This is a genomic window from Spiroplasma endosymbiont of Villa modesta, from assembly GCF_964030925.1.
In the GTDB taxonomy this organism is placed as follows: domain Bacteria; phylum Bacillota_I; class Bacilli_A; order Mycoplasmatales; family VBWQ01; genus Spiroplasma_E.
Window position 1 is genome coordinate 1,598,474 of record NZ_OZ034992.1, and the last position, 12,022, is coordinate 1,610,495.

Annotated in this window: 12 protein-coding genes; 2 read left to right on the plus strand and 10 right to left on the minus strand. The window is 23.2% G+C overall.

Annotated features, from left to right (window positions below):
* The first annotated feature begins 33 nt into the window (after positions 1–33).
* Positions 34–495, plus strand: a complete 462-nt coding sequence (locus AAHM89_RS10215) for a hypothetical protein (protein ID WP_342266279.1) — start codon at positions 34–36, stop codon at positions 493–495.
* 7 nt (positions 496–502) lie between these two features.
* Here the strand turns inward: AAHM89_RS10215 and AAHM89_RS10220 are convergent, their stop codons facing one another.
* From AAHM89_RS10220 to AAHM89_RS10245, 6 genes are all read right to left on the minus strand, one after another.
* Complete coding sequence (locus tag AAHM89_RS10220) at positions 503–3,130, minus strand: valine--tRNA ligase (RefSeq protein WP_342266280.1); 2,628 nt, start codon at positions 3,128–3,130, stop codon at positions 503–505.
* A 275-nt stretch (positions 3,131–3,405) separates the two neighbouring features.
* Positions 3,406–4,269: a GNAT family N-acetyltransferase gene (locus AAHM89_RS10225; protein WP_342266281.1), complete on the minus strand. Its 864-nt coding sequence runs from the start codon at positions 4,267–4,269 to the stop codon at positions 3,406–3,408.
* A 321-nt stretch (positions 4,270–4,590) separates the two neighbouring features.
* Complete coding sequence (locus AAHM89_RS10230; RefSeq protein WP_342266282.1) at positions 4,591–4,743, minus strand: hypothetical protein; 153 nt, start codon at positions 4,741–4,743, stop codon at positions 4,591–4,593.
* A 68-nt stretch (positions 4,744–4,811) separates the two neighbouring features.
* Positions 4,812–5,360, minus strand: coding sequence for an ABC transporter permease (locus tag AAHM89_RS10235; RefSeq protein WP_342266283.1), 549 nt, complete (start codon positions 5,358–5,360; stop codon positions 4,812–4,814).
* Positions 5,361–5,487: 127 nt separating this feature from the next.
* On the minus strand, positions 5,488–6,090 hold the full coding sequence (locus tag AAHM89_RS10240) for an ABC transporter ATP-binding protein (protein ID WP_342266284.1): 603 nt from the start codon (positions 6,088–6,090) through the stop codon (positions 5,488–5,490).
* A 138-nt stretch (positions 6,091–6,228) separates the two neighbouring features.
* The gene (locus tag AAHM89_RS10245; RefSeq protein ID WP_342266285.1) at positions 6,229–7,359 is read right to left on the minus strand and encodes a hypothetical protein; all 1,131 of its coding nucleotides are present in this window, start codon (positions 7,357–7,359) and stop codon (positions 6,229–6,231) included.
* A 135-nt stretch (positions 7,360–7,494) separates the two neighbouring features.
* Between AAHM89_RS10245 and AAHM89_RS10250 the strand changes: the two genes are divergently transcribed.
* Positions 7,495–8,472, plus strand: coding sequence for an IS3 family transposase (locus AAHM89_RS10250; RefSeq protein ID WP_342265776.1), 978 nt, complete (start codon positions 7,495–7,497; stop codon positions 8,470–8,472).
* Here AAHM89_RS10250 and AAHM89_RS10255 read toward each other — a convergent pair.
* The 4 genes from AAHM89_RS10255 to AAHM89_RS10270 all read right to left on the minus strand — a co-directional run bounded on the left by AAHM89_RS10255 (position 8,469) and on the right by AAHM89_RS10270 (position 12,018).
* Positions 8,469–8,813: a hypothetical protein gene (locus AAHM89_RS10255; RefSeq protein WP_342266286.1), complete on the minus strand. Its 345-nt coding sequence runs from the start codon at positions 8,811–8,813 to the stop codon at positions 8,469–8,471. The genes AAHM89_RS10250 and AAHM89_RS10255 overlap by 4 nt on opposite strands.
* A 254-nt stretch (positions 8,814–9,067) precedes the next feature.
* The gene (locus AAHM89_RS10260) at positions 9,068–9,610 is read right to left on the minus strand and encodes a hypothetical protein (protein ID WP_342266287.1); all 543 of its coding nucleotides are present in this window, start codon (positions 9,608–9,610) and stop codon (positions 9,068–9,070) included.
* A 12-nt stretch (positions 9,611–9,622) separates the two neighbouring features.
* Positions 9,623–10,138 (minus strand): hypothetical protein, encoded by a 516-nt coding sequence (locus AAHM89_RS10265; RefSeq protein WP_338959046.1) that lies wholly within the window; start codon positions 10,136–10,138, stop codon positions 9,623–9,625.
* A 458-nt stretch (positions 10,139–10,596) separates the two neighbouring features.
* Positions 10,597–12,018 carry an MATE family efflux transporter gene (locus tag AAHM89_RS10270; RefSeq protein WP_342266288.1) on the minus strand — a complete coding sequence of 474 codons (1,422 nt, stop codon included), beginning with the start codon at positions 12,016–12,018 and terminating at the stop codon, positions 10,597–10,599.
* Positions 12,019–12,022: the final 4 nt, after the last annotated feature.

The following is a 12,022-nucleotide window of genomic DNA, read 5'->3' on the forward strand; positions in this document are numbered from 1 at the left end:
AAAATAAAAAAGATAATGCAAAGGCTGATAATAATGACAAAAATAAAAACTGACGGTAAGAAATGAGAAAATAATTTTATAAAAATAATTAAAAATAAAACATTTATTAAATGATGCAAATATAATTCTATTATATTAATATTAGGAACTTCATTAATACTAAATATTATTTATATCCCAAAATTCTTAAATGGTACTACTAATATTGAAATTACAGCTATCAACGGCAAGGAAACTATTCTTGAAAAAACTAATTATATTACTACTTTTAATACACTTGGTAATTTACTAAGTGCTTGTTCTAATGATTTTACTGTTGAAAAAAGTCAAATTGGAAGATTTTTGGTTGCTGTAAAAGGTAAAAAAGGTACTCAAGAAGATAAAAAATTTTGATACATTGAACACTGAAATGGTAAAGAATTTATTGATTTTTCAGTAGTTATCGATGATATTAAATTGGAAAATAATGAAATTTTTCAACTTGAATTAAAATAAAAGTTTTTTATAATTCTTTAATCTTGGCATTGATTAAAATTTTTTGATTTTGATACTTTTCTAATTTCTGCTTTTCTATTTCAACTTTTATTGGTGGTGCCTTTGCTAAAAATTGTTGGTTACTTAAAATATCTTTACTACGTTTTATTTCATTTTCAATATAAACTAAGTCCTCTTTTAATTTTGCTAATTGTTCTTCTTTATTAAATAAATTTGAAACATTAATTTCTATTACTGCTGAATTAATAATTTTAATTATTTTATTATTAACAGACAACGGACTATCACTAATAGTAACAATTTGACTATTAGTTAATTGTAATAAATAAGGATTTAAAGTATTTTTTTCTACTTCAAAAAAAGAATTAGTCGTATTGATATGAATAGTTAACGGTAATTTTAAAGATAAATTAAGTTCTTTACGAATTTCTCGAATATTACCAATAATTTCAATTAATATTTCAACAAATTGTGTTACATCTTTTGTTTTTTTCATAACTTTAACTTTAGGAAACTTATTTGTTAAAATGCTATTTTTATACCCCATTTCTTCATAAATTGCTTCTGTGATAAAGGGAATAAAGGGATGAACCATAATAATAATTTGTTGTAAAACATAATATAATGTTTGTAATGAGTTACTTTGTTGCTCTTGATTTTGTAAATTAACTTTATTTAATTCAATATATCAAGAGCAATATTTATTTCATATAAAATTTGATAGTGCTTTAACTACTAAAACAAATTCATATTTTTCCATATATTGCTCTACATAAATAATCAATTGATTAAGTTCTTGTAAAATTCATTGATCAATAAATGATAATGAATTATTATAGACAATATTTTCATCCAATTGAAACTTATCATCAATATTCATTAGTACATAACGTGCAGCGTTTCATAACTTATTATTGAAATTTCAAGCTGACTCAACTTTAGTAATACTAAATCTTAAATCTTGACCCGGAGCACAATTGCTAACTAAAAAGTAACGTAAAGCATCCGCACCATACTTTTTAATAACTTCCATTGGATCAATTCCATTATTTAATGATTTTGACATTTTTCTACCTTGTTCATCACGAATTAAACCATGAATTAAAACATTAGTAAATGGTTTTTGATTAGTAAATTTTCAACCCATAAACATCATTCGTGCAACTCAAAAAAATAAAATATCATAAGCAGTAACTAATACTGATATTGGATAATATTTTTGCAAATCAACATTTTTTTGTGGTCAACCCAAGGTTACAAAAGGTCATAAACCGCTAGAAAATCATGTATCTAATACGTCTGATTCTTGAATATAATCGTTAATTGGTGATGGTGGGTTAGTATCAACATAAATTTTCTTAGTTTTTTTATGATATCAAACTGGAAGCGAATGACCTCATCACAATTGACGAGAAATACATCAATCTTGAATATTATTTAATCACTGCAAAAGTTGTTGTTCAAATAATATTGGATGAAAATCAATCTTTGTTTTCTTATTTTTTTGTTTATCAATAATCATTTCAACTAATGGTTTCATTTTTATGAATCATTGTTGTGATAAATATGGTTCAATAATAGCGTTACTTCTTTCTGAATAACCAACTTGATGAAGATGGTCTTCAACCTTTACAACTAAATTTTCTTTTCTTAATTGTTCAACTAATTGTTTACGACATACCATTCGATCTTGATTAATATATGATTGTGCTAATTCATTCATAGTTCCATCAATATTCATACAAATAGGCATTGCTAAATTGTGACGTAATGCAATTTCATAGTCATTAGCATCATGTGCTGGTGTGCATTTCATAGCACCTGTTCCAAAATTCATATCAACATAATCATCAGCAATGACTTTAATTAACATTTTATTAGCCGGATTAACAACCATTTTACCAATAAATTGTAAATAACGTTTATCTTTACTATTTACAACTATACACTGATCAGCAAACATTGTTTCTGGTCTGGTAGTAGCAATAGTAATAAATTCACTACTATTTTCTATAAAATATTTTAAATAATACATTTTTCCTTTTGTTTCATGATAATTTACTTCAATATTAGAAATAGCGGTTTTTAATTCTGGATCTCAATTTACTATCTTTTTTCCTCGATAAACTAAACCTTCTTTATATAACTTTACAAATACTTCATTAACTGCTTGCTTAACATTTTCATCTAAAGTAAATACTTCATGCGAATAATCTAATACTAAACCAAGTTTTGCTCACTGTTTTCTTATGTTTTGTGCATATTCTGTTTTTCATTTTCATGCTTGTTGTAAAAATTTATCTTTACCTAATTCTTGCAAATTAAGTTTTTGTTCTTCTTTAATACGTTGTGCAACTTTAACTTGCGTGGCAATGCCAGCATGATCCATACCAGGTATAAATAAAGTATTAAATCCTTGTAAACGTTTATAACGAATTAATAAATCTTGGATAGTACTATCTCAAGCATGACCTAAATGTAAAAGTCCGGTTACATTAGGTGGTGGTAAGATAATAGAAAATGTAGGATTAATAGAACTAACATTTACCTTAAATAATCCAGATTTTACTCATTGTTCATAACGATCCTTTTCAATTTCAATATGATTATATTTTTTGTTTAAATTTCTATTCATTTGTTATACTCCTTTTTAAAATAAAAAAACATTCCACAAATAGGAACGTTTTTTAACGCGGTACCATCCTAATTCATTTACAAAGTAAATGCACTTAATTATTATTTAAATTACTAATAATATAAGTTACCTTCAAATTAAACTTGCTTAGTTTACAGCAACCACTAAGTCTCTAAATTACCATTTAATTTTACTCTTTTATATTTTAAATTAATTATGTATTTTATTTTACATTGTTAATTTTAAAAAACAAGACATTTGAGAAAAGAAAAAATCTAAATATTAAAATTATCTTTTTTAAAAACAGGAGTTGATGTTTTCATAGACTGCATGCAGTCTAATTTATTTTTTATATTTTGATCAAAATCACACAATAAAGGAGTATCATCTTTTTTTATTGTCTTTTTTTGATATGCTTGTTTTTCTAATAATTTTATTTTTCTTTGTTCTGGTGTTAAGTTATTTCATCATTTTTTTGCCTCATTTTTAACAACATCTACTTGTTTGGGGGTTAAAGTATTTCATCATTGTTTTGGATTTTTGATTATTTGTTCTCTTTGTTGATTAAATCAATCAATAACTTTTTGATAATCTTCCTTGAAAATTGATTCTTCATGTATTAAAACTTCATCTAAAATACTAGATAATATTTCACTATCCTCTAATATCTTTTGTTCATCATTTATAGCTTTTGATTTTGACTTATCAAAATCAATAAAAATTTCTTTTATTTTAATATTTTTTCACTTTTCAATTTCATCTCTTTTATTAAAAATTGCATGAGGTATATTAATTTCATAATCATAAAAAAAAGTTTTTTTATTTCATGCATAAGTGAATCCTAATTTTTCATAAAATTCACCGACAGTAACATTAGTTGGATCTGATAATAAAATAAGGCTTTCGATATTATTGCTATGACATATCTCAAAAATTTTGTAAATAAGTAAACTACCATATTGTTGCTTACGATATTTTTCTTCAATAAATATACTTTCTAAAATAGCTTCTTTTTTTTCTAAATCAATAATAAGTATTGCGTCACCGATTTTATTATTAAATTCATCAATTAATAATAAACTTTTTATACTTGGATTATTTAAATTATTCGTAATAATAACTTCTCTGCCGTTTGCCATATTTTAACTTCTTTCTAATAAACTCAATATAAAACTTGACTTTAAACGCAATAAACCCAATATATAATATTTTTTTTAATTAAATTAATTTAATAAAAACAAAAAAACTAGTATAGATAAAACTATCTATACTAGTAATTAACAGTTATTAAATTAATTTAATAATATCATAAAATATCTTTGTTTTTAAAAAAAATAAACAAATTGTATGTAAATTAAAATATATTACATAACTCTTACAGTAGATTTAAGTTTGCTAGTTGTTGATTGAAATAAAAATAGTTACCAAAATGGTAACTATTTTTATTATTATAGATTAATTTATTTACGTCGATATTTATAAGCCATAATTGCTCCAAATATTAATGCTCCAATTCAAAGTAAACTAACTAAAATCGGTATTCAGTAATTATCAAAAAGTGCTGCATTGATTAAATCATTTGGAGTACCATAATTATTTCATCCTCTATTCATAATAGAAACAGGATAAGAAAAAGGAATAATTTTAGCAATAATAACTAAAACTGGTTGTCCTTTAATGGCTACATACGCGGAATATATTGACTCGATAAAAATGATGTTGACAAATATAATAATAAAGCAAAAGCATTAGCAATTTTAAAGTCAGAAGCAAGAATACCAACCATTATTCCTACTGCTGAACACATAATTGATGAAAGCAGAATTGCTAGTAATATATAACCTCAATTAATTAGTTCTCAATTAATCTGATTATGATATAAAGCTGCACCAATTCCTAATGTTCAAAAACTACCAATAAAAATTAAAATAACATGAAATATTAAAATACTACTAATAAATTGTCATGGTTTTAATGGTGTTGCACCAATTCTTTTAATAATTATTGATTGTTTAAAATCAGAATATGTCATTGATAAAGTAACAATTCCTAATACTGGTGAAGCTGACATCACTAACCCCGGTAATACTGTTTGTGCAGCATTTGGGTTACTGGGTGTTAATACAGCAACTAAAATTGTTAACATAATAATAGGGAAAATAAAACCAAAGAAAATACTATGGAAAGATTTCTTAAAATAACCAAATAATAATTGAAACATTGCTAGCATTATTTTTTTTCCTTTCTCGTAGTTATTTCTAATGGTGTTTCTGTTTTTTCTAAATAATATTTTAATAATGAACCATATTTTTTAGTAACTTCAACAACAGTAGTATCATCAATAATTTGACCAACCTTTAAAAAATAATACGTTTACATAAAGCTTGGATTTCATCTAAGTTATGACTAACTAAAATTAAAGTAATGTTATTCAAACTAATTTGTTCTTGTAAAAAATTAATAATATCAATTCTTGTTTTAACATCTAAACCAGTTGAAATCTCATCACCAATATAAATTTTTGGTTGATGAAATAATGATAAAAATAAATTAACTCTTTGTCTTTGACCACCCGATAAACTATTTACTTTACGTTTGTATAATTCTTTTAATTGAAACTTATCTAACATACTATTAAAAATTTCGGGTTTTATTTTATCTAAATAAATCTTATGATAAAAATTTATTAATTCTTTAACTGTTATAAAGTTAGGATAAACTTGATCTTGAAAATTTATTCCAACAACATATGGAATATCTTTTTTATTAAAGTTATATTCAATTTCTCCTGTACTTGCATTTTTAGTATTACTAATAATCTCACATAATGTAGTTTTACCAGCACCATTAGCACCAAAAATAGCAACAGAACTACCACTCTCAATTTCTAAATTAATAGGTCCGAGTACAACATTACCATTATACGACTTTGTAATATTTTTAACCTTAATTACTTTCATAATTGCTTCCTTTCATATTATTTTAAACTTTATAAATAAGTATAGCATTAAAAAAATCTAATTTTATATCATAAGAACCAACATTTTTTTTAATTAAAATTTTTTTAATATATTTAATTTTAAGTAACATTTTAAATGTTACTTAAAATTTTTATTTGAATACAAAATTCCTTCAGTTCCTGCAGCATATAAAGTATTTTCTGAATTAATTGTTAAGGCAAGAATATGTTCATTATCATTATCTATTCCTAACATATTGCAAAAAATAGATGATTTTTTTACTTTTTTATATATTTGATTTGAATCAACACCAGCGAACAAAACACCATCTCTATCAATAATTAATCGTTTAATTTCATGACCTGTATTTAAAATTTTAGAATACATACTTCCACTATTAATTTGATAAATATTACCATTATCAGAACCAGCAAAAATAGTTCCAATAGTATCTACGACTAAACTTTTTATTGACCCAGCATCATTTTGTTCTTTAATTAATTGAAAATCATTTACACCATTACTTTTATAATTTTTACCATGATTATTAGCTCCAGCAAAAACAGAACCATCTTCACCTATTGCTAAACTATTAATATAATCATGTGTTCCTAACATATGATTAACGTTACTATTTTTATCAATGCTATACACACCATCATCATTCCCAACATAAACAATGCCGGTTTTTTTATTAATCGCTAAAGCTCATATTCAATTTGTTGAATCTGGCAATAAAATTTTTTCAAATTTATGTATTTCATCACTTTTATAAACAGAACCAGAATCAGTTCCAACATAAACATTATCTTCATTATCAATTACTATATTTCTGGCAGTTTTACCGGCATCTAATCCTTCTATTAAAGTTTCTACTCCTGTAGTACTAAGTTTATAAACTCTATCTTCTTGTGTTCAAAAAATATTACTTTGTGAATCAACACCCAAAGCATAAATTTTTTCATTTGCTATTTTTTTATTTAATAAAACAGATGAATCAGATAAATTATGAAATGTAATAGAATCTAATTTTATATCATAAGAACTACCGTTAGCACAAAACTGAGAAGAATTATGACCTGCATATTGACAATAAATATTATTATCATCGTGCCATATACATAAATATATATGAATTCGATTTTGAGCCATAAAAATTCAAAAATTATTTTCAAACTTAAAATTAAAAGTATCATTATTTAATACTACAGGATCATTAAATGGAGGAGCAATATACTCAGGAATAGATTTATTAATTTTATTAGTCATTAAACTTAGATGCCACTTAGCCACTTGCCACTTAGCCCTTTTTACTAGACCATTAATTTAAAAAACCTGAATGTATTCTAAAAACAATTGTGTTATATAATTAACACTAATTTTAACCTGAAAGGATTTTTATTAATGGATAAAATTAAACAAATAGCATTAGTAATTAACAAATTAAATATCAAAGAAAAAATTAAAATTATTGATGATTGTAAAAATCAATATTCAATTAGAAACCTATGTCAATATCTTCAATTAAACAGATCAACATATTACTTTTTAAAAAATAAACAAAAACCTATTAAAAAAGAAGAAAATCATATTATTAAATGCAATCATAAATATCAAAAAATATGCCAACTTTTAATCGAATTTCATTCTACAAGAAAAGGCAGAATTTATGGATATTTAAGAATTTTTTCAGCTTTTAAAGAGTGATTAAAACAAGAAAAAAATATCATTTTAAATATAGAATTATCAATAAAACAAATGCGAAAAATTATGAAAGAACACAATATTCAAGGATTAAAACAAACTAAAAATAACTATCCTAAAAACAAAAAAAATCCAAATAAGTGAATACCTACAATGGATAAAGTAAACAAAGATTATAAAAGTACAACCTCTTCAAATCAAATTTGATCAATGGACACTAAACAAATAAATACTAAAGAAGGATGATTATATCTTTTTGTAATTATTGATTTTTATTCAAATAATGTTGTTAGTTATAATATTGCTCCTAATAAATCATATCAGGATTTAATTCTTCCTGCTCTTGAAAAAATCAACAAACAATTTTCTTGAAATCAAGTAAAAAATGTTATTTTACATTCAGATAACGCCAACGAATTTTATTGTCAGGATATCACAAAATGAGCAGAGGATAAACAAATAATTTTAAGCAAAAAACAACCTTATGATATTGGTGGTAATGTATTATCTGAAAACTGATTTTCTCATTTATCTCAAGAATGACTACCTAAAGGATCAAATCAATATTTATCCATCAATGAAGCTATAAATGATGTAAATCAATATGTTATGTTTTATAATTATGAAAGAATACATTCTAAATTTCTAAAACCACCAATTTTACAAATTAAAATTTAGAATTTTATATCAAAAATGGTCCAGTAATTAAGGGCCAACCACCTAACAGGACCATTAGAATTAGTTAATTTAATATAAGAATTATTAAATGAAAGGCTAGGTCATAATAGACAAAACTCTTCTCATCTTTTTGCATATTTTGTTCAATTAATTAAAGTGTAGTTTTCTGATTTAAAATCTTCTCAACTATTAGTTCCATCAAATGATTGAAAATTAAATATATTAATATTTTTACTTAAATTCGTATTATTAAATTTATGATAATAAATTTCAATTACATTATTATCTTTATCAAAAATATAATTAATTGAATAATCTCTTGCATCATTAGAAAAGGGCAATTCATTAATTAGTTTATAAACTTTTTCTTTATCAACAATTAAATTAATAATCTCATTAGTTAAACTTTTATTAAAACTATTTTTAATACTAATTTTACTAATAAAATCCTTTCCTAAACTATCAGCTACACCTTTAGTAATTTTATTTTCGTGTACTGCTTTAACTATATAATATAAACCTAATGTTTCATTTATATTATTACTGTGTTCAACTTTATCAGCACCTACTTGATTTGAAATATCAATATGACTATTTAATCCTCCAAATTGAATATATTGTCAATCATTATTATCACCTTCAAAATAATTATTATCATAAATACTTTCATTAGATATATTTTTTTATCTTTAGTTTTTGTCACTTTTTTATAGTTAATCATTTCTTGTTTTGTATTTTCAATATTTAACTTATCCTTTTCTAAAATAAGTGTAGAATCATAATTTAAATTACCATCATTATCAACAAAAAAAACTTCTCTAGCATTAATATCATTGCTCAACTTATAATTAGCATGATTTGTATCATAACTGTAAAATTTTTGATCTAAATTTGATTGATTAGTAATTCAATTACTATTTGTTAAATAATTATATTGATTATTAAATAAATGAGTTAAGAGCTCATTTGTTGATTCTTTTTTTGGTAGTAAGGAATTTTTTTTAACAACATTATTATCCATTTTATTACTATCATTATTAATAATGTTACTATTAATAATGTTACTATTAATAATGTTACTTGTGAAAAGTAATGATGCTAAAGTACTTATTGTAAATATACTTAATATTTTTTTCATAGTTTTGCCCTCCTAAGAAATAGAACAACAAAATGGTTTAACATTTGATTTAACTTCATCATAAATTGGATCGGTATTTATTTTTTCATAAATAGGTTGTTCTTCTACTTTTTTTGTAATATTTGATGGTTTAATTTCATTAGTTTCTTCGGTCGTTACTTTCATATTATTTTCACTTGTTTTATTTCTTGGTGGTAATTGTGGAGGAACATTATTACCAACTGAACTCAATGAAGTTGTTTCATCTTTTACATTTTCATAAATAAATTTTTCAAAAATAGTTTTTTCTTTTATTTCTTCATAAATATGATCATCTTGATTAAAATATAAAGGATTATCAATTGAACTATTTTGATAATTTAAAAACATTTTAATAGTCTTAAATAAAAAAATATTGTCTTCTTTTAGTTTTTTCATCTCTTCTTCTATATCAAGAATTTCTTTTCTTAATTTTTGTAATTCTTTATTTTTCTTTTTAAAGTACTTTTTAAGATACTTATTATAAAATTTTCTTATAAACTTTAACATTTTCTTTCTCCTTTTTATAAAAAAATAAAAAAATTTTAAAACAATCATGCTTTTTTTATTTTTTTATTATTTCTTAATTTCTTTTTTAATTCCAAAATGATTTTATTAGTTCTGGTGTTATTACTATTTTTATATATTTACTTAAACTTATTTTTAAAATTCTTTCAAAAAATAAAAATTTCTTATAATAAAGGTATGTCAAAATTTTTAATGTCCGTATTTATTTAGTTATTTAAAATTTAATTATTATAAAAGTTTAATTATAACTAAAAATAAAAAAATCATTACTTCTACCATCCTCTAAAATCACACCAGTAACTATAATAATTGTATATTAAATACAATAAAAATAAAACGATAAATATGAATTTATTTGCTAAAATATAATAGAATTTTTTTAACATTTTTTAAACAAAATTTATTAAAATAAAATCTATTATTAAAAAGGGATTTTTATATTATCCATGTGGTTCAAATGTCGGATGAGTTACATTTTCTACTTTAGAATTAATAATATTTTTATTTCAAGGAATTACTTTATAAAATACATAAGCACAAATAAAATCAGCTGATTTACTTAAACACGAAATCATAATTACCATTTTAATACTTAAGTCAGTTCACTGCAATAAAGCAAAAGTAATAAAAATATCAATAAATCAAATTAAAAATAGATCAGCAATACTAATAATTAAAGTATAGCCACCAGCATAAAGAAAACTAAATAATGGTTGCATCATATTAATGAAAAAATAAGTTATTGCTGAAAAAGCCATATATCAAACTGCAAGTTTCATAGCATTATTAGATAAATTTGGAAATAATACTTTTGGAACTCAAAAAGCACTACCCAAAATAATTAAAGCAATAACAGTTGAAATAGCAAAACTCAATTTTAATATCTTGTTAGCATTTTCTTTAGCCAGTACTAGTTCTCCTGAACCTAACTTGCTACCAACAGCATATCCAACTAAAGCATTATATCCCCTAAAAGTAGAATAAAAAATAGCAACAACACTACCAACAATTTGCACAGCGGCAACAACTTCAGTATCACCAAAATGAGAATATAAAGCCGTTAACATTACTACTGAAACACCAAATAATACTTGACTAGCAAATAAAGGAATAAAAGTAATAATATATTTTTTATGTAAATCTTTTGTAAATTTAAAAATATTTCAATTAGGAGCATAAATTGGTTTTTTATAAATTAAATAACCTAACAATATAAAACATTCTACTGCTCTTGAAATAATTAAACTTATTGCTAATCCTTCAATACCTAATTGTGGTCCCCCACTATATGGTAATGATAAAATACAAACTAAAAATGTATTTAAGAGTAATGAGCAAATAGAAGTTATCAATGGTGTTTTAACATTACCACATGTATTCATAGTAATTGACATAATAAAAGCAAAACCTAACAATGGGTAATTTCAAGCAATTAATTTACTATATTCTTCAGCAATACCAATAGCATTTTGATGAGAATTATCTTCAGCACCAAGAATTACTCCCATAATTTGTTTGCTAAATAATTCTAATATTACAACAAAAAATATTGAAAAAATTAAAGTATAAAATAATTTTATATTAGTAGTTTCTTGAATTTTCTTCTTATCTTTAATACCTAAATATTGAGCAGTAAAAATATTACCGGTAGCAACGATAGCAAAAAAGATATATCAAACCATATCATAAATATTACTTGATGATGCAACTCCAGCAATAGCATCATCATTTCCAAATTGACCAACCACAAAATTATTCATTAAGTTTATTAATGTTTCAATTAAAGATTGTGCACAAATTGGAATCATAAATAATAATGCCATTTTATAAAAGTTTAAATTATCTTTGTTTAATGTTTTCATATTA